The sequence below is a fragment of the Stenotrophomonas sp. yr243 genome, assembly GCF_900184195.1.
In the GTDB taxonomy this organism is placed as follows: Bacteria; Pseudomonadota; Gammaproteobacteria; order Xanthomonadales; family Xanthomonadaceae; genus Stenotrophomonas; species Stenotrophomonas lactitubi.
On record NZ_FXWT01000001.1, the window covers coordinates 1,259,181 to 1,280,614 of the forward strand.

Consider the following 21,434-nt stretch of genomic DNA (forward strand, 5'->3'; position numbering starts at 1 on the left):
GCCACCGCGCCTGCGCATTCCCCCAGGAGTAGATACCGCATGATTCCCGCCTCGCTCGACAACAGCCAGCGCATGATCGCCGACACACTGGCCGCGTTCCGCTACGGTTCCGCCTTTGGTAGCGCACCGCTACGATCCACCCCGTTGACGCGGCCACCGCTGTATATCGGCATCGCCGGAGGCAAGGGCGTGGGCAAGGACGCCCTCGCCAATGGGCTGGCCTCTGCGCTGGCGCTGCCCTGCGACAGCTTCGCAGCCCGGCTGCGGCAAGGCACCAGCACCGAAGGCGGGCGCGGGCACGTCCATCCGGAGCTATGGGTACGCTCGCTGTTCTCGCGCCTGCCCGCAGGCGGCCTGGTGCCCGATGTCCATTCCACTGACGAGGCCCGCGCCATCCGTCGCCAGGGAGGTGTTGTGATCCGCATCACCCGCCCTGGCTGCGACAGCGTCGACCTGCATGCCGGCGGCCAGCCGCTGCCTGCCACGCTGGTCGACATCGAGCTGCACAACGACCGCAGCGTCGCCGATCTGGTACGCATGGCCCTGAACCAGTTGATGGGCCGTGGTGTGGTCTGAACGCCCTGCCGGAACCGCCGCCGTACGGGCCAGGACCGTTCCCATATTCATTCATTACGCAGGTTGCAGCCCATCATCGGCGAAAATGATGTAAGGTCGTCCCCCATCAATGACGGCACCTGCCGTCACCCTGCATCCCCAACCGCTTTCGCAGAGAGGAAATGTCATGGAGGTCGAACAGTTCACGTCGACACGCCAGAAGGCCATCGCGTTGTTCAAGTCGCAGCCCAAGGGTGGCAAGGACATCGTGAGTCTGGATGCGATCTTCATTTCGCTGTGCTCGCTGGCCGGCGCCCAGTCCGAGGCCGCTGGCGCCAAACAGGCACGTACCGCCGCCCGCCCCGGCAACCAGCAGCCCCCCGCACCGTGGTTCATCGAGACGCTGGCCGCGCTCAAGGGCAAGGGCGAGTCGATCACCGTGGCACGCTTCCTGATGTTCGCCAACCGTTTTCCGGTCAAGCGCATGGACCAGGTCAATGCAGCCCGCTGGCTGCGTGATGCCGGCTACATCCCGCGCAAGACCGGCGGCAACCTGGTGTTCGACCTTTGACCCAGCGTTACCTGCAGTCCTGAAGCCCCGGCATCGTCCGGGGCTTTTTCGTTTCAGGGCCCGGCGCACGCGGCCCGAGGATCCAGCCCCTGGCCGTCCTCACCCTGTACCTGCCGCCTTCCCTTGTCCTGCCTTTGTTTCCGGCAGATGAGGACAAGGAGTACTACAGAACCAGAAGATCGACAGGCAAGGATGGAAGACAACGCGTGGCGAGTTGCAAACCCGCGCATGCAGGTCCTCGGCCATACTCGCGCATGCATCTGAACGCCTTCAGTCGAAGACCATGAAAGTAGATGAAAGGTGTTGACGTGATTGACGGGATGGCAACAGTGGATACCAATGCCACTGACCGACCTCGCCATGAACGCCCTGCCCGACAGCATCCAGACCCTTGCCGAGGTCATCGGCCAATCCGCAGCTCTCACGCTGGTGCGTGCGTGGCCGCCAACCACCTCCAGCACCACCGGACGCCACCGCGTCATCGTCTACGTCCCCTCCACCCTGCCCGATCAGCATCGACTGATCGACATTCTTGGCCTGGAGGTGGCCCAGCGCCTGGTCGCGCACTTCGGCGGTGAACTGCTGTTCCTGGCGTCCTGTTTCGCCGCCAGTGCGCATGAGCGCCGCGAGCAGATCGCACAGGCAGTGGCCAGCGGCATGCCTCGCGAGCACGTGGCGCAGGAGTTCGGCGTATCGCAGACCACCATCAAGCGCGCCCTCCGCGGTGCGCGCTCTGCCCCGGCCCCTGCCGTCCATCCGGCCCTGCTCAAGGGATACGCGCGCGCATGAACGAGAGCGACCTGCTGGCCGGTGTGCCGGACTGGGCCAAGTACCTGGGCGGTACCTCCGGGGTACTGATCGCAGTGTCGTTGTGGCTGCGTCAATGGTTGTCGTCGGCCAAGGTCGACCGCACCGCCGATGAAGCCACCAGCAACACCCTGCGCACCCTGCAGGAACAGCTGGCCGCCGAACGTACACGCGCAGATGGGCTGATGCACGAACGCGAGGCCATGGCCCAGGAGATCGGCCAGTTGCGCGGTGAAGTAAGCGCCCTGCGCGCACAGATCGCCCAGCAGAGCGTGCAGATCGATGCGCTGCTGGACCTGGTACGCAAACGATCGGGAGCAGCCGCATGACCGCCGCAACAGCCAGCGCCCTCGGTGGCGCCAACGTAGCCGCGTTCCTGGACATGCTGGCCGTATCCGAAGGCACCGACATTCCCAGCCAGCGCACTCGTGATCGCGGCTACGACGTGATCGTCGGTGGTCAGCTGTTCAACGACCCTCGCGACCATCCGCGCGTACTGGTGGCGCTGCCGCGCTATGGCATCAAGTCCAGCGCCGCCGGCCGCTACCAGTTCCTGCGAAGCACCTGGGACGACCTGCGTGCACGCCTGGACCTGCCGGACTTCGGCCCGGTCTCACAGGATCGCGCGGCGGTGGCGCTGCTCAAGCAATGCGGTGCCTACGATCTGATCCGCCTGGGCCGCTTCGATGCCGCGGTCGCCGCCGCCCGCCGCATCTGGGCGTCGCTGCCGGGCGCCGGCTACGGGCAGAAGGAGCATGCACTGGAGACGCTGCGCACCGCCTATCGCGCTGCTGGGGGGCTTCTGCAGTGATGCCGATTCCCGTGAGGCTTCGCATCGCCCTGCTGGGCCTGGTTGCCAGCCACGTGGGCTGCGCCTGGCTGGGCTGGGAGCTGCGTGACCGCAGCGCGGATCTCGCTGCCGCCAGTGCACAGGTCGCGCAGCAGACCAGACGTGCCGACACCGCACTCGTCGCGCGCCAGCAGGACCACACCAACGCACAGGCTGGTGCACAGGCCGAATCACAGCGCCTGGCCATGCAGTCCGCGCGCACCCGGCAGTTCGTCACGCTGCAACAGGACATCGACACCCATGCCAAGACTCCTGGCCGCGACCGCGGCGATGCTGATGCTGAGTTCCTGCGCATCTGGCGCGAAGCCAATGCCGGCCGCCCTCGTCATCCCTGACATCAGTATTGCACCGGCACAACTGCGCGCGCCGCAGGAACTGCCCGATCTGCATGCTGCCGATGACGATGCGTTGCTGCGCAACCACGTTGCGGTCGCACGCCAGTATCACGAACTGGCCGATCAGATGCGCGCGCTGCTGTGCAGTCTCGGCAGCCAGCAAGGTTTCACCGTCAATGGTGCACCACCACGGGTGCCTGCGGGCTGCATCGCTGATGGCAGTACCAGCGCTCACGGACCGCGCCGGCCCTGATCGAGCCAGTCACGGCCACGCGTGCAATGCCCCGCGCCCCTGCCAATGGCAACACTGCATGCAGAAAGCGCGTGCCGCGGCCCGCCGCGTTCTTCCTTCCATTCATCGCATGAGCTGACATGGCAACCGACACCCCCTCCTCCACCCTCGACGCGCTGCACGCCGCCATCGAAGCGGCGATCCGGGCACGCTTCGCCGACTTCGCGACCGTCGAGTTCTATCGCGACGCCGACAGCGGCAGTCTGGCCACACCCGCGTGCCTGCTGGCGATGACCCGCTGTGACCGTGGCAAGGACAGCGATGATGGCAGCGGCCAACTGCAGGCCGTGCTGCGCTTTGAAGCACGTATCTCCGTGCAGTCCGCGGCAGCCGGCTCTGCCATGCAGCTGCGCAGGGCCGCCGTGACCCTGGCCACCTGGCTGCATCAGCTCGGCCGTTTTCCCGGCGTACCCAGCGGCGCGATCGAGGTGATCGCCGCGCTACCCGAGGATGCCGCAGCGGCGCAGCCGGATCTGCGCACGTGGATCGTCGAATGGTCAGTGCCCATCGCGCTGGGCGGCAATGCCTGGGAGGACGCCGATGGCGTGGTACCGCAAGCCTCCTACAGCTTCGCGCCGGAGATCGGTCGGGCCCATGAGTCGCACTACCAACCGCTCGCGGAGGACGCACCATGAGCGCTGAACATGCCCGGTTGATCGGCAACCTGTTGATGATCGGCGTCGTGCGCGAGCTCGATGAAGCCGGCAGCCGCGTGCGCGTCGATGCCGACGGCATGCTCACCGACTGGATTCCCTGGCTGGAACGCCGTGCTGGACCGGGCATGCGCAGCTGGTGCGCACCGGAGCCCGGTGAACAGGTGGTGCTGGCATGTCCGTATGGCGACCCCGGCCAGGCGCTGGTGCTTGGCAGTCTGTATCAGGATCGCTTTCCCGCACCGGCCGATGCACGCCTGCTGCAGCGCACGCAGTACGCCGACGGCAGCCTCGTCGAATACGACCGCGAAACCACCACGCTGACCATCACTGTCGGCAGCGGCAAGGTCATCGTCAACTGCGCCAACGCAGAAGTGCATGCCAGCGAATCGGTACTGCTCGACACACCGTCGATCAAGGCAACCGGCAACCTGGACGTCACGGGTGCGATCACCGCAGGCAAGGACATCAGCACATCGGCGGACGTCAAGGCCGGTGCCATCAGCCTGAAGTCACACAAACACACCGCCCAGGGCCCGACGGCTCCCACCACGCCGGCACAGCCGTGATGGGCCATCGCTGCAATGCCATGAAAACCCGTACTCCACGACGATAGAGACCATGCGAGGAATCGACGCCAACACCGGCAAATCTCTGGATGGGCTGGCCCATCTGCACCAATCCGTGCGTGACGTTCTCACCACACCCCTCGGCTCCCGGGTACTGCGTCGCGAGTACGGCTCGCGCATCTTCGAACTGATCGATGCGCCAACCAACCGCTCGCTGCGCATGGACCTTATCGCGGCCACCGTCGACGCACTCGCGCGATGGGAACCGCGTCTGCACGTCGAGAACGTCGACGTCTCCCTCCCCGCCCCCGGCGTGATGATCCTGGCAGTGACCGGGATCCATCTGCCGGATGGCGAGGCCATCACCATCGAAGGAATCGAGGTTCGCTAACCGTGGCATCCGGCTCGTTCACCAGTGTCAATCTCTCCCAGCTGCCGGCCCCGGCGGTCATCGAAGTGCTCGATTTCGAAGCCATGTTCGATGAGTCGCTGACTGCATTGCAGGCGCTGGACCCCACGTTCGACGCGCTGCTGCCGTCGGACCCCGCCTTCAAGATCCTTGAAGTCTGCACCTACCTGCGCCTGCTCGACCGCCAGCGCGTCAACGATGCCGCGCGTGGCGTCATGCTCGCCTACGCGGTCGGCAGCGACCTGGATCAGCTGGCGGCGATCTTCGGTATCGCACGCCTGGTACTCGATCCGGGCAAGCCGCAGGAGGGCATCCTTCCCCGCTACGAGAACGACGAAGACTTCCGTCGCCGCATCCAGCTGGGACCGGAAGGCTTCAGCGTGGCCGGCCCGGAGGGCGCCTATGTATTCCATGCGCTGAGCGCGGATCCGCGCGTGCTGGACGCCAGCGCCACCAGCAGCACGCCCGGTGAAGTCGTGGTATCGGTGCTGTCGCGTGAAGCCGACGGCACCGCCACCCAGGGCCTGCTTGACGTGGTCGAGGCGAAGCTGAGCGCGGATGACGTGCGTCCGTTGACCGATCACGTGCTGGTGAAAGCGGCGAGCATCATCAACTACGCCGTCAGCGCCACGCTGTACACCTTCGCCGGCCCGGACTCGCAGGTCGTGTTGGCAGAAGCACGCACACGCCTGGATCGCTACATCGTCGAATCGCACCGTCTCGGCCGCGACGTGACCCGCTCCGGGCTGTTCGCTGCGTTGCATGCCGAAGGTGTACAACGCGTAGTGATCGACAGCCCCGCCGCAGATGTGGTGGTGGACCGCACCCAGGCCACGTACTGCACCGCCGTCGCGCTTGCCCACGGTGGCAACGATGAGTGACGTCACGACGCGCCTGGTCAATGCGCGTCTGCGTGGCGCGATTGATGGAAAGAACCAGGTGTTCCGCCATCCCGGCGGCATGCTGGCAACGGTGCAGGCGGTGTATCGCACGGATGCGCAGGGACGCCGGCGCCTGAACGATGTTTCCATCAACGGCGGCATGGTCACCCTCGCAGCCGCGCCTGGGCCCGGCGTGATCATCGACGGCGACGCACAGGTCCGGGTGCCGTCGTCGACCAACCTGCTGCCGCCCAATGCCACCCATGCCGAGCGCGCACTGTCGCGGGCGATCGTTGCCCGCCCGCTGCCGGTGGACATCACTGCCCTGTGGGATGCCGATCGCTGTCCGGCCGCGTTGCTGCCCTGGCTGGCATGGGCACTCTCGGTAGACGAATGGAAGGCGTACTGGCCCGAATCGGTCAAACGCGCCCGCGTGCGCGCAGCGATCGCCATCCAGCGCCGCAAGGGCACGGCCGGCAGCGTCCGCGACGTGGTCGCAGCGTTTGGCGGTTCAGTGCTGATCCGCGAATGGTGGCAGCTGCAGCCGAAGGGACCGCCACACACCTTCGAAGCGGTGATGACCATTGCCAACCAGGGCGGCACGTCGGCGACCGGCATGTTCGTCGATGACGTCATCGGCGAGATCACTCGCACCAAGCCGGTGCGCTCGCATTTCACCTTCACCCAGGGCATGCAGGCCGACGCAGCAATCGGCGCGCTTGCAGCCGCACACGCCACGGCCTTCCGCCGCATCCAACTGATCGGAGAGTAAACCCCGCATGCGCTTGAAAATCACCGACGCCGGCTTCGCCAAGCTGGTCAATCCGCCGAATACCGGCACCAATGCCGTTCTGATTACCCAGATCGGCCTGACGTCCACTGCATTCACGCCTACGGCCGGCCTGACCGCGCTGCCCGGCGAGATCAAACGCGTCGCCACCTTCGGCGGCCAGGCAGTGGGCGATGACACGCTGCACGTGACCATCCGCGATGACAGCACCACCGCCTATTCGCTGCGCGGTTTCGGCCTGTACCTGGCCGATGGCACCCTGTTCGCCACTTACGGCCAGACCGATCCGATCATGGAAAAATCGGCGGCCTCGATGCTGTTGCTGGCCACGGATGCACGCTTCACCGACGTGGACATCACACAGATCCAGTTCGGCAACGCCGAGTTCATCTACCCGCCTGCCACCACCGAGGTGCTGGGCGTGGTCGAGCTGGCCACCAACACCGAGGCAGAAGACGCAGCCGACACCCAGCGCGCGGTGACCCCGCGCGGCCTGCGTGCATTCACCGACAAGCGCTTTGGCGATGCTGCGCCGACTGCGCTGGCCAGGACCCTGCTGTCTGCCGCAACCACGGCCACCGCACGCACTGCGCTGGAGCTGAAGGGAGCCGCACTGAAGGACACCGGGCATGGCAATGGCCTGGACGCTGACACCCTGGACGGCAAGCACGCGTCCGCGTTCGCCCTGGCGGGTGACTTCGCTACGGTCGGGCACAAGCATGTCATCGCAGATGTCACCGGGCTGCAGACTGCCTTGGACGGCAAGGCATCCAAAGGCACGAACAGCTTCACCGACCAGCAGTTTGTCGGCGGAACGTATCCGCTGGTGGGCTTTGGCGCCCAGGGGGCAGAGCAGTCGTTCATCGGCGGCTGGGCCAACGCGGGCCTGTGGCGGGTATGGAGCAATGATCGCGCGGCCAGCAGTGAGATCACCATCAAGCACGGCGACACCCCGCGCTGGAACGGCTCGGCGATGTGGCATGCGGGCAATTTTGCGCCGGAGTCGAAGATGGATAAGACCGGTGGAACCTTCACCGGCGGCGTAGCCATCAAAAATTCCTCGCTTCGCGTACTCGGTTGGGCGGATGTCGAAACTGACGGCGTTGTTTTCTTCGGCTCCGGCGCCAGCTACATGTTCAAGACAGGCCCTGCATTCTCCTTCAAGAATGTCGAGGGCGGATTCACGACTCTGTTGAATTCGGGCGGCAGCATCTGGACCAGCGGGAACTTCGATCCGGCCAGCAAGGTGAACAAGGCAGGCGACACGATGACAGGCGAGTTGAAGAACCTCTCGCACATCACGGCCGGACCAGCCAGCGGAAACAAAGTCCGTATCACCGTCTCCGGGGACGGTTACCCTTGCATTATGGGCACGAACCCAGCAGTTGATGCCTATGTTCCGATGAACTATTACGGCACGCGGCACACCTTCAACACCGGCATCTTCGCCAATGGCCCCTCGCTGTTCCGGGCAGCTGGTGAGTCCCAACCAGGTATCCGGTTCCATTCGCAGACGCTGAATGGATTCCCCCGTACCACCCTGGAAGCCGTTACCGGTGACGGCAGCAGCTTCGCTGAAATGCATGCAATCAGCAACGGCTTCCACTTCTACAACCCATCGATGCGACGCGGCATCCGCATGTCCAATTCCGGGCAGGTGACCACGTCCCCAGAGTCCCCAAACCCCAACACTGGCATCACCGGCTTCGGCTTCACTTCTGAAGGCTCATTCGGCGGCGGCTTCGGCATGCTGGACAACTCGATACAGGGTGGCTGGTGGATGGCTTCCGGCATGATGCAATGGGGTATCAGCACGTACCCAAGCGGCATGGGTGCCTTGATGATCCTTAGCGGAAACGGTGTCCTCACTACTGCTGGCGGTTTCGACTTCGGCTCCTCCCGCAAACTGAAGGAAATCGACGGCCCCGTACCCTATGGCTTGGCCGCCGTCGAGCGCATGGAACTGGCTACGGGCCATTACAAACCGGAGTACAACAGCGACGGTCGCCGTCGCCTGTTCTTCGTCGCCGAGCAGCTCGCCGAACTGGTACCCGAAGCTGTCGACCTGGAAGGCGTGGAATTCAACGGCGAACGCGTTGCCTCGATCAAGCTCGACCAGCTGCTGCCGGTCATGGCCAAAGCCATCCAGGAACTGGCCGCCGAAGTGCGTGCGCTGAAGGCGGAGCGCTGACATGGCCAGCGGATATCGCTCGGCAGGCGTCGATTTCGACGACCTGTTCGATCCCTACGTCGAAGGCCCCAACGCGCAGGATTCCGTCCTGCGGGTGGGCGGCACCGACCTCAGCCGTCGCTACGCTCACATCCAATACGGCAGCAAACGCGGTGACGTTGGTTACCGCGTCGTCGGCATGGATGTATCGAACCTGTGGGCGGCGCGCGGCAGCGCCAGCTATCGCCTGCCGTTCCATGGCCAGGGCTATTCGGCAAGCAACGGCGCCAAGACCAACTCGACCGGCTCGGCATCGGCATCGGTCTCGATCGACATGCTGTCCGACGGCAACTACAGCATCCGCCGAAGCGTCACCGGTGGCGGCAACAACAGCAACACGGTCGTTGCCTCCGGCCGTTGGCTTCCGGCAGGCGCCAGCGCCTCCGATTACGACGTGCAGTTCAGCGTAGGCAACCAGGGAGCGGCGTACTTCAGCAACAGTGCACCGTCGTTCGCCTCGCTGGCATCGACGCAATCGGCAGGCGTATCCATCAGTGTGCCCGCCAGGTCCACCAGCTTTGAGAGTGCCTCCACCAGCATCAACGTCCACCTGCGTCGTGCCGGCGGCAACGCGCAGGTCTCCACCTTCAGCGCAGGCGTCAGCGCGTCCGGCTGGGTCTGATCGATCACCGGGCCACGGCTGCAATTATCGCCGCCGTCGCCTTTTCCGAAGATATACACGTCGCCTGCATCTGCAGGCACACCACCACACCGAGGAACCTCTCCGAATGACCGAATTTCTCCATGGCGTACAGGTCGTCAACATCGACACCGGTGCCCGCTCGATCGCCGTCGCATCCACCAGCGTGATCGGTATCGTCGGCACCGCACCGCTGGCTGACGCCGACGCATTCCCCATCAACACTCCCGTCCTGGTAACTTCGCCGTCGCAGGCTGCCAAGCTGTCGGCCAAGACCGGCACCGAAGCCGGCACCCTGCCGGGCGCACTGGACGCGATCTTCGACCAGTCGTCAGCCGTCGTGGTCGTGATCCGTGTCGAGAGCGGCGCCTCCGACAGTGCCACCCTGGCCAATGTCCTGGGCGGCGTGAACGCACAAACCGGCGCGTACTCTGGCGTGCACGCACTGCTCGCCGCCAAGTCCATCGTCGGCGTGAAGCCGCGCATCCTGGTGGCACCGGGCTTCACCCACGTGCATCCGGCCGACCCGGCCAGCCCGGATACCGTGCTCGCCAACCCGGTCGTCGCCGAGCTGCTCGGCATCGCCGACAAGCTGCGCGCGATCATCATCAAGGATGGCCCGAACAGCAACGACGATGCAGCCAAGACCACCACCGCACTGACCGGCTCCAAGCGCGTTTACGTGGTTGACCCGGCCGTGCTGGTGCAGCAGGGTGAAGCGATCATCAGCCGCTATGCCTCCGGTGCCGTGGCCGGCGCCATCGCACGCAGCGACAACGAACGCGGCTGGTGGGCGTCGCCGTCCAACCAGGAGCTGTATGGCATCGTCGGTACGGCACGTGCGATCGACTTCGGCCTGTCCGATGCGACCAGCCGCGCCAACCTGCTGAACCAGGCCAACGTGGCGACCATCATCCGCGAAGGTGGTTTCCGCCTGTGGGGCAACCGCACCGCCAGCATCGATCCGAAGTGGCAGTTCCTGTGCGTGGTGCGCACCGCCGACATCATCGCCGACAGCCTGGAGGCTGCCCACCTGTGGGCCGTCGACCGCGGCATCAGCAAGACCTACGTCGATGACGTGCGCGAGGGCGTCAATGCCTTCCTGCGCGGCCTGAAGACGCAGGGCGCGATCCTCGGTGGCAACTGCTGGATCGACCCCGAACTGAACGCAGCGGACAGCGTGGCCCAGGGCCGCTTCTACTGGGACTTCGACTTCACCCCGACCTACCCGGGTGAGCAGCTGACCTTCCGCATGCACATGAACAACAACTACGTCTCGGAGATCTTCTAAGCATGGCGCGCAAGATCCGCAAGAACTTCAACTTCTACGTCGACGGCAAGGGCTTTGCCGGCAGCGTGATGTCCTTCACCGCCCCCAAGCTGTCGCTGAAGACCGAGGACTTCCAGGCCGGCGGCATGCTCGCCCCGACGGAGATCGTGCTCGGCCACGACAAGCTGACCGCCGAGGTCACCTTCGCCTCCGATGACGCGGAAATCATGTCCAAGTTCCACGTCGTCGAGAGCAAGGAGTACGGCTTCACCGCCCGCGAGGCGCTGGAAGCCGACGATGGCTCGGTCACCTCGGTCGTGCACAACATGCGCGGCAAGGTGAAGTCGCTGGACCGCGGCGAAACCAAGGTCGGCGAAAAGGGCACGGTCAAGGTCGGGTTGGCACTGAGCTACTACAAGCTGACCCATGGCGTGCAGGTCGTGCAGGAGATCGACGTGACCAACATGATCGCCCGCCAGGGCGGCGTGGACGCACTGGCCGGCATCCGCGGCGCACTGGGCATCTGATCCCCGGCACCGCTTCAACGAACACGGGGGCGCACAGCGCCCCCGGATCCACCGCATCTCCATCGACATCCGGGAATACATCCATGTCCAGCAAGACCAAGACCAGCGCCGACACCGTCATCGAACGCGACGGCTATGCCGAAATCACCCTCTCCCGCCCGCGCCAGGTCAACGGCGTGGACACCGCCGTGCTGCGCATGCGCGAGCCGACCGTGGAAGACATGGAGCGCTACCAGGACGACAAGGGCACCGACGCCCAGCGCGAAGTGCGCATGATCGCCAACCTGTGCGAGATCGCACCGGATGACGTGCGCAAGATGCCGCTGCGCGACTACGCCCGCCTGCAGGCCGGCGTCGCGCTTTTTACCACCTGACCCTGCCGCAGATCAGGCAGGGAACGCTCGCCCTGGCCGGCCATACCGGCTGGGGCCTGCGCGAGATCATGACGCTGCGGGTGTCGAAGTTCATCTGGTGGATACAGGGATTGCCGGTACATGGCGAGTAACGTTCAAACGACAACGATCACGATCGGCGGCTCGGTTTCCCGGTCGTTGCAGGACGCACTGTCCTTCAGCAACGATGGCCTGAAACGCCTCGGAGATGAAGCCGACAAGCTCGAGCGCAAGCTCAATTTCATGGGCAGGTCGAGCAACCAGTTCGTCCGCATGCGTGCCGAGGCCGATGCGCTGCGCGCTTCCCAGGAGGCGCTGCAGCGGATCGAAGACAAGCGCACCGCGAATCTGGAAAAGCGCGAGAAGCTGGGCTCGGCATTCGGCGATGCGCGCGGCATGCTCGGCAGCGCCATCACCACGCTGGCCAAACCGGTGGAGAACGCCGCCGGCTTCGCACGCGAGAACCAGACCATCGGCAACGCCGCCAACCTGACCCGCGCGCAGGTCGCGGCACTGGGCCAGACCATCCTTGCCGAATCCGGCCGCACCCACCAGGGCGCGGGCGAACTGCAGCGTGCGGTCAGCCAGCTGGTCGCTGCAGGCCTGGATGCGCGGACCGCGCAGTCCAGCCTGGGCGCGATCGGCCGCACCACCACCGCTACCGGCCAGAGCATCGACGACGTCACGGCGGCGGCTTCGGGCCTGCAGCAGGCGTTGAAGATCAATCCGGCCGGCCTGCAGTCGGCGCTGGATGTGCTGGTCGTAGCGGGCAAGGACGGCGGCCTGGGCCTGAAGGACATGGCCGCTGCACTGCCGGTGCTGGGCGGCGCATTCCAGTCGCTGCAGATGCACGGCAACGCGGCCGCAGCCACAATGGGCGCTGCCCTGGACGTTGCCCGCCAGGGAACCACCGGCGCGGACGAAGCGGCCGGCAACATGCAGCGCTTCATGGCCAGCATCCTCTCGCCCGACCTGCAGGCCCGTGCCAAGAAGGGCTTCAAACTGGACCTGCGCAGGATCATCAACGAAGCGCAGAGCAGCGGCGGCAATCCATTCGACGCGGCGATGCAGGCAATCATCCAGGCCACCGCCGGCGACCAGACGAAGATCGGCAAACTGTTCGGCGATGCACAGGCGCAGAACTTCGTACGCCCGATGATCCAGAACTGGGATGAGTACATCCGCATCCGCGACAAGGCACTGAACACGTCGGCAGGCACCACCGACAGCGGCTTTGCAGCCAAGCTGCAGACCGATCCGGAAAAAATCGAGGGCGCGAAGATCGCCGTGGACAATCTGTCCAAGGCCTTCGGTACCGCGCTGCTGCCAGCGGTCGGCGAAGCGGCAGTGAAGCTGACCGAACTGCTGAACGGCGTTGCGTCGTTCGTGCAGGAGAACCCGAAGCTGATCGCCAATACCACCCAGGTCGTGGTCGGCCTGATGGGCATGCGTACCGCCGTGCTCGGCGTGCGCTATGCGTGGACATTCCTGCAGGGCCCGATCCTGGCGGTGCAGAAGGCGTTCGAGCTGTTCCGCGGCGGCAGCCTGCTGGCGCAGATGGGGCAGTTCGGCCCCACCGCCATGCGCCTGGCATCGGGCTTCCGCGTGGTCGCGACTGCCGTCGGCGCGATTGGTGGTGGTCCCATCGCCATCGCGGTCGCCGCCATCACCGCCGGCGCACTGCTGGTGCGCAAGTACTGGGAGCCGATCAAGGCCTTCCTGGGTGGCGTCTGGGATGGCCTCAGCGGCGCCGGAACCGCTGCCATGGGCGAGCTGATGCGCGCCGTCGAGCCGCTGCGCCCGGCATGGGAAGCAGTGGGTGGGCTGTTGAGCCAGGCGTGGGACTGGCTCTCCAAAATGCTCGCTCCCGCGCAGTACACCGGCAACGAACTTTCGCGTGTAGCGGAGATCGGCTCGCTGGTGGGCACGGCATTGCTGGCCAATTTTCGTCTGGTCATCCAGGTCGTCGGGGTTGTGGTTGAAGCCATCTCCCTCCTCGGTGATGTCATCGGTACGGTCGCTGGATTCATCTCCGTCACGTTGGGCGGCGTATGGGACTGGATCTCCGAAAAGGCCACTGCAGCTATCGGCTACATCATGGCCGAGCTGGCTCCGCTGATGAACTTCGTCGGCGGGGTGATGGACAAGGTCGGCAGCGCACTTGGCATGGCCAAAGACAAAGCCGTGGATGGTGCTCGCATGGCAGTGGGTGCAGCCAACGGCGCAGCCGCCGGCTACGCCGCCGTCAGGGATGGCAAGGTCGCGATGCCGCCCGTGCGCTTTACCGTAGGCGGCCTGCACAGCGGCGTCGTGGAGCGTCGTACACCGGGATTGCCCGCGCCGTCCCAGGGCCGCACTGCACCACCGATGCCCGCCTCCGCCACCGCACGCGCGCCCACCACCGTGCAGCAGCAACAGACCAACAACATCACCATCCACCAGCAACCGGGTGAATCCAGCGAGGCGCTGGCACGGCGGACCGCCAACGCGCTGCAGCACCAGCAGGCCGTGCAGGCCCGTGCCACTCTGGGAGACAGGAACTAAGCATGAAACGCGAGTTCGTAACCGGCGCAGTGGACAAGCTGCTGTCGCAATTCAAAAGCAATGACTCCGGCAACGCACCGGTGCTGCTGATGCTGGGTGGCTTCAAATTCAGCCTCAATACGGCTGTATTCCAGCAGATCCAGCAATCCAACGATTTCCGCTGGCAGGCCCAGGATCGCGTCGGGCAGATGGCTGCATTGCAGTACACCGGCCCGGGCTCGGCCACCATGACACTGCCAGGCATTGTCTACCCGCTGTTCCGTGGCGCCGGCAACGAGATGTCGCAACTGCGCAAGCTGGCCAGCCAGGGAAAACCGCAGCGTCTGCTGACCGGCAAGGGCGGCAACCTGGGTCTGTGGGTCATCGAGAAAATCGATGTCACCTCCAGCGAATTCACCGTCGACAGCCAGATCCAGAAGCAGGACTTCACACTCACTCTGCGGAAACACAGCGATGGCACGAACGTATAACACCCGCGACGGCGACGTCGTCGACCGTATTGCCTACGCGCATTATGGCGAACAGTCACCGGCGATCCTGCGCGCGGTGTTCGATGCAAACCCCGGTCTGGCCGCGCGCGGCCCTGTGCTCACTGCAGGCGTGGCGATTGTCCTGCCGGACGTGCAGCGTCCCGCCAATGAACGCAAGGGAGTATCGCTGTGGGATTGAACATCGCACCCGCATTCCGCGTGGTGGCCAACAGCCAGGACATCACCGACAAGATCATGTCGCGCTTCAAGTCGCTGCGCATCACCGACGAGACCGGCAACAGCTCCGACACACTGGAGCTGCAACTGGCCGACCATGATCCGAACGACCCGATCCAGCTGCCGCCAGTGGGCGCAGAGCTGGAGGCCTTCATCGGCTACGACGGCGAAGTGCGACGCATGGGTCTGTACATCTGCGATGAGGTGGAGATTTCCGGCTATCCCGGCAGCATGACCCTGCGCGCCCGCGCCGCACCGTTCGAAACCAGCAAAGGCGGCAAGAACGACCTGCAGACGCAGAAAACGCGCAGCTGGAAGAAGGGCACGACGATCGGCGACATGGTCCAGCGGATGGCGGCCGAACACGGACTGACCGCGGCGGTGAGTGCGTCGCTGGCATCCATCGTGCTGCCGCTGACCGTGCAGTCGCAGGAGTCGGACATGAACCTGCTGCTGCGCCTGGCCAAGCAGCACGACGCCATTGCAAAACCGGGCGGCGGTCGACTGGTGCTGGTCAAACGTGGCGAATCGACCAGCGCCAGCGGCGAACGCATTCCGGACGTGACCCTCACCCCGGCCGATGGCAGCAGCTACCGCGTCACCATCGCCGCCCGCGACGACGCCGGCACCACCATCGCCTACTACCGCGATGTGCGTGGCGCGCAGCGCCAGGAAGTGAAGGTGGGCAGCGGCGAGCCGATCGTGCGCCTGCGCATGGCCTATGCCGACCGCGAAACCGCCGAAGCCGCCGCGCGCGCCAAGCACCGCGAGCAGGCGCGGCAGACGCGTACGCTGAGCTACAGCCTTCCAGGCCGCGAGACACTGATGGCCGAGGCTACGGTGGTGATGCAGGGCTTCCGCGATGGCGTGGACGGCCAGTGGCTGGTCAAGCGCGCCGAGCACAGCATCGGCAGCGACGGCTACCGCACCAGCATCGAGTGCGAGCAACCCAACAGCGCCGAATCAGTGAAGACCGCCAGTAGCGCAGCGGTCAGCCAGACCCCGCAGGTGGGCAGCGAAGTGTAGATCCACGCCCTGCGTTGATGCGGTTCAACCGCATCAACTTGCGTACTGCGCCACCCCGTTACCGAACGACCAGTTCTCCCGCTTTACTTCCACCAGATTGATGAACACATCCTCGCGGCGGATACCCACCGCCGCGTGCAGACCGCCGGCAATACCGGCGTACAGCGCCTTCTTCTGCTCCAGCGTGCGTCCTTCGTTCCAGATGATCTGGATGCAGATGAAATCATCGCTGCGGGCGATGCCCAGGTAACCCGGGTCGTACACGAGCGTACTGGCGTCGTGCTCCTGGAAGATCTGGAAACGATCGTTCTCCGGCACGCCGACCGCGCGCATGGCCTGGTAGATCGCTTCGCCGACACGCTGGCGATAGTCGGCGGATTTACCTTTGCGAAGTTCGATGCGGGCGAGCGGCATGGTGGCACTCCAGAGATGGGAGGGGGCACAGCAACGGCCCGAGACTACGCCCGCGGCGGGCGGCGGCCTAATTCGCTAGTCGAATTTCCAGCTATGAGAATCAATGGCCGCCACTCGAAAGCCTCAAATGAAGATCACGACCCAACTCGGCCAATTTATCCGCACCATCAGCACATCCACTGGATTCATAACCATCATCATCAAGGATGGAAACCCGAGAAATTAATGGCTGAACGACCAACTCAATCCCTTTCGCATGTTCACGAGAAAATGCGTGCTGCCCATCACCAAATCGAGTAGAAAGGAAAATAGATGGGTACAGGCGTTCCGAATCCCCTCGCACCGACATCATTTCGTCAGACTCAAACCCCCACCAGAGCAGGAACGCAAACGGGTCATTCCTAGGACCCCAACGAGCAAACCAGCTATTCCCAGTAGGATCACCCGCTATCAATAGATAGAACGCCGAAATATCTGGACGCCCATCAAATTTCACACTCCACCCTTTCAAAGCACAAGCCTTCGAAAATTCGGATTGGAACTTATCTATCGAAGATATCCAAAGTTCATATCGAGCTTTCAAGTCAGACAGTAGTCGCTGCTCGATCATTTCGTCGACAAATTGCGGACGCGCCATTAGTCGAACTTGCCGCCTAATTACGGATGAAAAAAGCTCATAAAGAGGGAGAATGTCGCCCTCATCAGACCTCATCAGCGCGTCAAGATACTGTCCACGATCAGGCCCAGCCTTGATCAAGAGAGGGGGATATCCATGCTGCGCAAGTGCCATATTCGCGATTAGACGCGCGACCCGCCCATTACCATCGTCAAATGGATGTATCTGCGTTATCCACGAATGAACTACAGCAGCGAGAAGTACAGGTGGAGCATCTGACTCTCGCCACCAACTGACCAGATCTTGCATTTGGCGAACCACGTCTATAGGTGCGGCAGTCTGCAGAGAACTTCCATGAATTTTATTCTCTGAAGTCTTGTAACGCCCTGCAAAATCCTCGCCCACGGCGATCAATGAATGAAAACCACGTATCTCAGATGCAGAGGGGACGGCCCCGCTTTCCGCCCACTCCTCCGCCAGCTGATAAGCCTTATACAGACCAAGAGCTTCGTAAACCCGGGGATCCCCACGCACACCGTCCGTGAAGGCTCGAAGAGGGAGGGATAGCAGTTCTCGATTTAGGTCAGCAGCCGTACGAACGGTTTCTGTTGACCATTCGTACCCCTCAATTTTATTGCTTTCCGCAACCATTTCACTGCGAACAACTTCCGAAAATTCACCAAATAGCTTACCTGCGCGATCTTTGATTCGATCTTGAGAGCGCTTGGCAATGTCAGATGTTTCTCCACACTTCCTGTGAATAACATTCATTCGCTCGACCGACACCTGGGAGTCAGCCAAGACATAAGGAGACCCATCCAAAAACTTGGAAACTTCCTCAACAGCTGAAAGCGAAGGCTTCATTCTTAGATCTCATCTAATGGAATGTGACTGAAGAAGCGGGCTAAGAGCCCTCTTATCACTCAGTACAACGGCCTGTCCACTGGAAACTTTACATCGCGAGGAAAACCAGAATCCATTCAACAAAAAAGCCCCCATTGCTGGAGGCTTCTTTCGTTCTGCAACATGGTGGGCGGTACAGGGATCGAACCTGTGACCCTTGCCGTGTGAAGGCAATGCTCTACCGCTGAGCTAACCGCCCGGTGTGTTGCTGAGCCGCTCATTATAGGGCGGTTTTTCAGGGCGTCAACACCTTTTCACATCGTGTTTCCCAGCCCATTTCCCCGAATCAGCCAGGCATGGCCTGGCTCTACCGGGAGGGGCAATCCGACCACATCACATCGTATGCGTCGGCTTGTCCGAACCGGTCAGGCCGGCCAGGATCGTCTCGATCTTGTGCCGCACGGTCTCGCCTTCCTGGCCGTCGGCCAGCTGCACACCGATGCCGGCCACGCGGTTGCCCTGCGCGCCAGCCGGGGTCACCCAGATCACTTTGCCGGCTACCGGCAGGCGCTCGCTGGAATCGGGCAGGGTCAGCAGCAGGAACACCTCATCGCCGAGGAAGTAGCGCTTGGGCGTGGGCACGAAGATGCCGCCATTCTTCACGAACGGCATGTACGCGCTGTACAGCGCGGCTTTGTCCTTAACGGCCAGGGACAGGATGCCCTGGCGGGCGTTGCTGGCACTCATCGATTTCCCCTTGCGGCAGGCCGCTCGTTCACCTTGTTCCAGGCCAGCAGCAACTCGACCACCGCAAGGTCTGCACGCACGGTGGTGCGCAGCAGGTCACGGGTACGGTTGGCCGCATCGAACCAGGCTGCAAGCTTGTGCAATCGCTCCGGCGTGGTCAAGGCATCGGTGCTGGCCTGGGCCAGCGCCAGGTCGGCGGCGAAGCGCAAGCGCAGCGCCGCGTTGTCATCGGCGCACCACTTCTGCGCCAGTTCCACCGCGCCGGTCTTGCCGGCAACCAGTTGTTCCAGCTCGCGGCCGACGTCGCGACGCAGGCTCAGGCCGTCTTCGCGCAGCCAGTTGTCGGCCTGACCGGGATGGCCGCGTGCTGCATCCAGTGCCTCGCGCGCGGCCGCCTCGCTGTGGCCCCGCTGCTGCAGCCAGGCCAGCGCTTCTTCGCGCGGCGGCAGCTTGAACTCCAGGCGCTGGCAGCGGCTGCGCACGGTCTGCGGCAGGCGCGCCGGGTCACTGCTGATCAACCACAGGTAGCGTCCGGGCTGCGGTTCTTCCAGGGTCTTCAGCAGCGCATTGGCCGCCGAACGGTTGATGGCATCGGCGGGGTCGACGATCACCACCTGCGCCACGCCGTACTGCGGGGTCAGCGCCAGCTTGTTGGTGATCTCGCGCACCTGCTCGATGACGATCTCGGTGCGCAGCTTGTCGCCACTCTTGTTCGGAATGAAGCTGATCAGCTGCAGGTCGGGATGCGTGCCGGCGGCAATCAGCTGCCGGGTGCGGGTGGCGTGCGCGGCATCGCCGCGTGCCAGCACGTGGTCGGCCAGCGCAAGCGCCACCTCACGCTTGCCCAGCCCGGCCGGGCCGCAGATCAGCAGGCCGTGGCCCAGCCGATCCGCATCCAACGCGGCCACGGTCTGGTCGAACGCGCGCTGCTGCCAGGGCGAAAACATACTCATGCGCCCTCCCCTTCCCGCAGCCAGCGCTCGACACACGCGACCACATCGGCGGCCACGCGCTCCTGCACCTGGCCGGCATCGACCAGCGCGAAGCGCTGCGGGTCCTGCTGTGCGCGGCTGCGGAACACTTCGCGCACGCGCTGGAAGAAATCGTCCTGCTCGCTTTCGATGCGGTCCGGCCACAGATCGCGGCCATTGGCACGCGCGCGGCCAACGGCCACGTCCACGTCCAGCAGCAGGGTCAAGCCGGGCAGCAGGCCGACGGCGCGGCGCTCCAGGTCTGCGATCCACTGCGGGTCCAGGCCGCGGCCACCGCCCTGGTAGGCGTAGCTGGAATCGGTGAAGCGATCACTGAGCACATAGGCGCCGCGCTGCAGCGCCGGCTGGATCACCTGGCGCACATGCTGCGCGCGGGCGGCGAACACCAGCAGCAGTTCGGCCTCGGCACTGAGCGGTTCGGCAGCGATCTCGGCATCGGGCTTCAGCACCAGGCCGCGGATGCGTTCGGCCAGCGGCGTGCCACCGGGTTCGCGGGTCAGTACGACCTCATGGCCGTGGCGGCGCAGGCACTCGCGGATGGCGTTGATGGCCGTGGTCTTGCCCGCGCCTTCGCCGCCTTCCAGGCTGACGAAACGGGGATGGCGAAGCAGCGCGGAACTCATTGCGCCGGGGTCTCCTTGGTGCGTTGCTGGCGCAGCTGCTGCAGGTAGCGGGCTACGGCGGCGTTGTGTTTGTCCAGGCTGGGCGAGAACACGTGCGCGCCACTGCCATCGCCGACGGCGACGAAGTACAACGCATCGCCCGGTGCCGGTTGTGCAGCGGCCATCAGCGCATCGCGGCTGGGCATGGCGATCGGGGTCGGGGTCAGGCCAGACCGGGTGTAGGTGTTGTACGGCGTATCGGTGGTCAGGTCGCGGCGGCGGATGTTGCCGTCGTACGCCGCGCCGATGCCGTAGATCACGGTCGGATCGGTCTGCAGGCGCATGCCGATCTTCAGGCGGCGCATGAACACACCGGCAATCTGCGGTCGCTCGCTGGCCAGCGCGGTTTCCTTTTCGATGATCGACGCCATCGTCAGCAGCTCGTAGGGCGTATTGATCGGCAGATCCGGGGCGCGGCTTTCCCAGGCTTCGTCCAGCGCCTTCTCCATCGCGCCGTGGGCACGCTTGAGCACGTCCAGGTCGCTGTCACCGCGCTGGTAGACATAGGTCTCCGGCAGGAAGCGGCCTTCCGGATGCTGGCCGGCGAAACCGAGGCGGTCCATCAGCGCTGCGTCATCGAGGGTGTCGGTGGTGTGCAGCAGCGGATCGGCGCGCTTGAGCGCAGCGCGCAGCTGGCGGATGTTCCAGCCTTCGATGATGGTTACGCGGTGCTGCAACACCTTGCCCGCGCGCATGCGCAGCAGCAGCTCGCGCGGGGTCAGGTCCGTGCTCAGCGCGTACTCGCCCACCTTCAGCTTGCCGGCCGCGTCGAGCTGACGCGCCAGCAGCTGCCACTGGGTGTCCTGGCCCTCGTCCACGCCGGCCTCGCGCAGCTTGCGCAGCACGCTGTTCATGCCATCGCCGCTGGCGATGACCACGCTGTCCGCACTGGGGGTCAGCGGCACGTCGGCAAACTGGGTCTGCTTGTAGAAGAACCACGCGCCCGCGCCGGCCACGATGGCGGCCAGCACCAGCAGCAGTGTTACCACCCACAGACACCCGCGCTTGGCTCCCGCCATGGACTACCTCTGAACTCGATTCCGTCGTGCAGGATACCGTGCCGCTGGTGTGGGGTCATGACCGGGGCCACACACCCGTGCCGACCAACGGTC

At 64.5% G+C, this 21,434-nt stretch carries 27 protein-coding genes and 1 tRNA gene; 21 read left to right on the forward strand and 7 right to left on the reverse strand.

Features of this window, described 5'->3' with window-relative positions:
• Positions 1–39: 39 nt before the first annotated feature.
• From QOL57_RS05985 to QOL57_RS06085, 21 genes are all read left to right on the forward strand, one after another.
• Entirely contained in the window at positions 40–576 is a 537-nt protein-coding gene (locus QOL57_RS05985; RefSeq protein ID WP_089239218.1) for a hypothetical protein, read from the forward strand.
• A gap of 166 nt (positions 577–742) precedes the next feature.
• Entirely contained in the window at positions 743–1,126 is a 384-nt protein-coding gene (locus tag QOL57_RS05990) for a hypothetical protein (protein WP_089239216.1), read from the forward strand.
• 360 nt (positions 1,127–1,486) lie between these two features.
• The gene (locus QOL57_RS05995) at positions 1,487–1,915 is read left to right on the forward strand and encodes a Mor transcription activator family protein (RefSeq protein ID WP_244900761.1); all 429 of its coding nucleotides are present in this window, start codon (positions 1,487–1,489) and stop codon (positions 1,913–1,915) included.
• Positions 1,912–2,262 (forward strand): hypothetical protein, encoded by a 351-nt coding sequence (locus QOL57_RS06000; RefSeq protein WP_089239212.1) that lies wholly within the window; start codon positions 1,912–1,914, stop codon positions 2,260–2,262. The genes QOL57_RS05995 and QOL57_RS06000 overlap by 4 nt, the downstream gene beginning before the upstream one ends.
• Positions 2,259–2,744, forward strand: coding sequence for a glycoside hydrolase family 104 protein (locus QOL57_RS06005; protein WP_089239210.1), 486 nt, complete (start codon positions 2,259–2,261; stop codon positions 2,742–2,744). Before QOL57_RS06000 ends, QOL57_RS06005 begins: the two co-directional genes overlap by 4 nt.
• Positions 2,745–2,755: 11 nt before the next feature.
• The gene (locus tag QOL57_RS06010) at positions 2,756–3,118 is read left to right on the forward strand and encodes a hypothetical protein (protein WP_244900759.1); all 363 of its coding nucleotides are present in this window, start codon (positions 2,756–2,758) and stop codon (positions 3,116–3,118) included.
• Positions 3,093–3,371, forward strand: a complete 279-nt coding sequence (locus tag QOL57_RS06015) for a hypothetical protein (protein WP_157803069.1) — start codon at positions 3,093–3,095, stop codon at positions 3,369–3,371. Before QOL57_RS06010 ends, QOL57_RS06015 begins: the two co-directional genes overlap by 26 nt.
• Positions 3,372–3,490: 119 nt before the next feature.
• The gene (locus QOL57_RS06020) at positions 3,491–4,045 is read left to right on the forward strand and encodes a hypothetical protein (protein ID WP_089239206.1); all 555 of its coding nucleotides are present in this window, start codon (positions 3,491–3,493) and stop codon (positions 4,043–4,045) included.
• Positions 4,042–4,632 (forward strand): phage baseplate assembly protein V, encoded by a 591-nt coding sequence (locus QOL57_RS06025; protein WP_089239204.1) that lies wholly within the window; start codon positions 4,042–4,044, stop codon positions 4,630–4,632. The genes QOL57_RS06020 and QOL57_RS06025 overlap by 4 nt, the downstream gene beginning before the upstream one ends.
• Positions 4,633–4,684: 52 nt before the next feature.
• Positions 4,685–5,023, forward strand: coding sequence for a GPW/gp25 family protein (locus tag QOL57_RS06030; protein WP_089239202.1), 339 nt, complete (start codon positions 4,685–4,687; stop codon positions 5,021–5,023).
• A gap of 2 nt (positions 5,024–5,025) precedes the next feature.
• Entirely contained in the window at positions 5,026–5,922 is an 897-nt protein-coding gene (locus QOL57_RS06035; RefSeq protein WP_089239198.1) for a baseplate J/gp47 family protein, read from the forward strand.
• A complete protein-coding gene (locus QOL57_RS06040; RefSeq protein WP_089239196.1) occupies positions 5,915–6,694 on the forward strand; it encodes a phage tail protein I in 780 nt (259 codons plus the stop codon). Before QOL57_RS06035 ends, QOL57_RS06040 begins: the two co-directional genes overlap by 8 nt.
• 7 nt (positions 6,695–6,701) lie before the next feature.
• On the forward strand, positions 6,702–8,903 hold the full coding sequence (locus QOL57_RS06045) for a tail fiber domain-containing protein (protein ID WP_089239194.1): 2,202 nt from the start codon (positions 6,702–6,704) through the stop codon (positions 8,901–8,903).
• Position 8,904: 1 nt separating this feature from the next.
• Positions 8,905–9,564 (forward strand): hypothetical protein, encoded by a 660-nt coding sequence (locus tag QOL57_RS06050; protein ID WP_089239192.1) that lies wholly within the window; start codon positions 8,905–8,907, stop codon positions 9,562–9,564.
• Positions 9,565–9,670: 106 nt separating this feature from the next.
• The gene (locus QOL57_RS06055; RefSeq protein WP_089239190.1) at positions 9,671–10,873 is read left to right on the forward strand and encodes a phage tail sheath C-terminal domain-containing protein; all 1,203 of its coding nucleotides are present in this window, start codon (positions 9,671–9,673) and stop codon (positions 10,871–10,873) included.
• Positions 10,874–10,875: 2 nt separating this feature from the next.
• A complete protein-coding gene (locus QOL57_RS06060; protein ID WP_089239188.1) occupies positions 10,876–11,379 on the forward strand; it encodes a phage major tail tube protein in 504 nt (167 codons plus the stop codon).
• Positions 11,380–11,462: 83 nt separating this feature from the next.
• Positions 11,463–11,753, forward strand: coding sequence for a phage tail assembly protein (locus QOL57_RS06065; protein ID WP_089239186.1), 291 nt, complete (start codon positions 11,463–11,465; stop codon positions 11,751–11,753).
• 120 nt (positions 11,754–11,873) lie between these two features.
• Entirely contained in the window at positions 11,874–14,315 is a 2,442-nt protein-coding gene (locus tag QOL57_RS06070; protein ID WP_089239184.1) for a phage tail tape measure protein, read from the forward strand.
• A gap of 2 nt (positions 14,316–14,317) precedes the next feature.
• Positions 14,318–14,785, forward strand: a complete 468-nt coding sequence (locus tag QOL57_RS06075; RefSeq protein ID WP_089239182.1) for a phage tail protein — start codon at positions 14,318–14,320, stop codon at positions 14,783–14,785.
• Positions 14,769–14,984, forward strand: coding sequence for a tail protein X (locus QOL57_RS06080; protein ID WP_089239180.1), 216 nt, complete (start codon positions 14,769–14,771; stop codon positions 14,982–14,984). The genes QOL57_RS06075 and QOL57_RS06080 overlap by 17 nt, the downstream gene beginning before the upstream one ends.
• Entirely contained in the window at positions 14,975–16,048 is a 1,074-nt protein-coding gene (locus tag QOL57_RS06085) for a contractile injection system protein, VgrG/Pvc8 family (RefSeq protein ID WP_089239178.1), read from the forward strand. Before QOL57_RS06080 ends, QOL57_RS06085 begins: the two co-directional genes overlap by 10 nt.
• Positions 16,049–16,081: 33 nt before the next feature.
• On the opposite strand, the gene QOL57_RS06090 is transcribed toward QOL57_RS06085, so the two are convergent.
• The 7 genes from QOL57_RS06090 to mltG all read right to left on the reverse strand — a co-directional run bounded on the left by QOL57_RS06090 (position 16,082) and on the right by mltG (position 21,341).
• Positions 16,082–16,462: a tautomerase family protein gene (locus tag QOL57_RS06090; protein ID WP_089239176.1), complete on the reverse strand. Its 381-nt coding sequence runs from the start codon at positions 16,460–16,462 to the stop codon at positions 16,082–16,084.
• 100 nt (positions 16,463–16,562) lie between these two features.
• Positions 16,563–17,942, reverse strand: coding sequence for a Fic family protein (locus QOL57_RS06095; RefSeq protein ID WP_141134248.1), 1,380 nt, complete (start codon positions 17,940–17,942; stop codon positions 16,563–16,565).
• A gap of 163 nt (positions 17,943–18,105) precedes the next feature.
• Positions 18,106–18,180 (reverse strand) — tRNA-Val (locus tag QOL57_RS06100).
• 134 nt (positions 18,181–18,314) lie between these two features.
• On the reverse strand, positions 18,315–18,668 hold the full coding sequence (locus QOL57_RS06105; RefSeq protein ID WP_089239172.1) for a PilZ domain-containing protein: 354 nt from the start codon (positions 18,666–18,668) through the stop codon (positions 18,315–18,317).
• Positions 18,665–19,621 (reverse strand): DNA polymerase III subunit delta', encoded by a 957-nt coding sequence (locus QOL57_RS06110; RefSeq protein ID WP_089239170.1) that lies wholly within the window; start codon positions 19,619–19,621, stop codon positions 18,665–18,667. Before QOL57_RS06110 ends, QOL57_RS06105 begins: the two co-directional genes overlap by 4 nt.
• Complete coding sequence (gene tmk / locus QOL57_RS06115; protein WP_089239168.1) at positions 19,618–20,283, reverse strand: dTMP kinase; 666 nt, start codon at positions 20,281–20,283, stop codon at positions 19,618–19,620. Before tmk ends, QOL57_RS06110 begins: the two co-directional genes overlap by 4 nt.
• A complete protein-coding gene (gene mltG / locus QOL57_RS06120; protein ID WP_089239166.1) occupies positions 20,280–21,341 on the reverse strand; it encodes an endolytic transglycosylase MltG in 1,062 nt (353 codons plus the stop codon). Before mltG ends, tmk begins: the two co-directional genes overlap by 4 nt.
• Positions 21,342–21,434: the final 93 nt, after the last annotated feature.

Coding starts and splice junctions, on each gene's coding strand:
- QOL57_RS05985 (WP_089239218.1), top strand. CDS start 40: ATGATTCCCGCCTCGCTCGACAACAGCCAGCGCATGATCGCCGACACA.
- QOL57_RS05990 (WP_089239216.1), top strand. CDS start 743: ATGGAGGTCGAACAGTTCACGTCGACACGCCAGAAGGCCATCGCGTTG.
- QOL57_RS05995 (WP_244900761.1), top strand. CDS start 1,487: ATGAACGCCCTGCCCGACAGCATCCAGACCCTTGCCGAGGTCATCGGC.
- QOL57_RS06000 (WP_089239212.1), top strand. CDS start 1,912: ATGAACGAGAGCGACCTGCTGGCCGGTGTGCCGGACTGGGCCAAGTAC.
- QOL57_RS06005 (WP_089239210.1), top strand. CDS start 2,259: ATGACCGCCGCAACAGCCAGCGCCCTCGGTGGCGCCAACGTAGCCGCG.
- QOL57_RS06015 (WP_157803069.1), top strand. CDS start 3,093: ATGCCGGCCGCCCTCGTCATCCCTGACATCAGTATTGCACCGGCACAA.
- QOL57_RS06020 (WP_089239206.1), top strand. CDS start 3,491: ATGGCAACCGACACCCCCTCCTCCACCCTCGACGCGCTGCACGCCGCC.
- QOL57_RS06025 (WP_089239204.1), top strand. CDS start 4,042: ATGAGCGCTGAACATGCCCGGTTGATCGGCAACCTGTTGATGATCGGC.
- QOL57_RS06030 (WP_089239202.1), top strand. CDS start 4,685: ATGCGAGGAATCGACGCCAACACCGGCAAATCTCTGGATGGGCTGGCC.
- QOL57_RS06040 (WP_089239196.1), top strand. CDS start 5,915: ATGAGTGACGTCACGACGCGCCTGGTCAATGCGCGTCTGCGTGGCGCG.
- QOL57_RS06045 (WP_089239194.1), top strand. CDS start 6,702: ATGCGCTTGAAAATCACCGACGCCGGCTTCGCCAAGCTGGTCAATCCG.
- QOL57_RS06050 (WP_089239192.1), top strand. CDS start 8,905: ATGGCCAGCGGATATCGCTCGGCAGGCGTCGATTTCGACGACCTGTTC.
- QOL57_RS06055 (WP_089239190.1), top strand. CDS start 9,671: ATGACCGAATTTCTCCATGGCGTACAGGTCGTCAACATCGACACCGGT.
- QOL57_RS06060 (WP_089239188.1), top strand. CDS start 10,876: ATGGCGCGCAAGATCCGCAAGAACTTCAACTTCTACGTCGACGGCAAG.
- QOL57_RS06065 (WP_089239186.1), top strand. CDS start 11,463: ATGTCCAGCAAGACCAAGACCAGCGCCGACACCGTCATCGAACGCGAC.
- QOL57_RS06070 (WP_089239184.1), top strand. CDS start 11,874: ATGGCGAGTAACGTTCAAACGACAACGATCACGATCGGCGGCTCGGTT.
- QOL57_RS06075 (WP_089239182.1), top strand. CDS start 14,318: ATGAAACGCGAGTTCGTAACCGGCGCAGTGGACAAGCTGCTGTCGCAA.
- QOL57_RS06080 (WP_089239180.1), top strand. CDS start 14,769: ATGGCACGAACGTATAACACCCGCGACGGCGACGTCGTCGACCGTATT.
- QOL57_RS06090 (WP_089239176.1), bottom strand. CDS start 16,462: ATGCCGCTCGCCCGCATCGAACTTCGCAAAGGTAAATCCGCCGACTAT.
- QOL57_RS06095 (WP_141134248.1), bottom strand. CDS start 17,942: ATGAAGCCTTCGCTTTCAGCTGTTGAGGAAGTTTCCAAGTTTTTGGAT.
- QOL57_RS06105 (WP_089239172.1), bottom strand. CDS start 18,668: ATGAGTGCCAGCAACGCCCGCCAGGGCATCCTGTCCCTGGCCGTTAAG.
- QOL57_RS06110 (WP_089239170.1), bottom strand. CDS start 19,621: ATGAGTATGTTTTCGCCCTGGCAGCAGCGCGCGTTCGACCAGACCGTG.
- tmk (WP_089239168.1), bottom strand. CDS start 20,283: ATGAGTTCCGCGCTGCTTCGCCATCCCCGTTTCGTCAGCCTGGAAGGC.
- mltG (WP_089239166.1), bottom strand. CDS start 21,341: ATGGCGGGAGCCAAGCGCGGGTGTCTGTGGGTGGTAACACTGCTGCTG.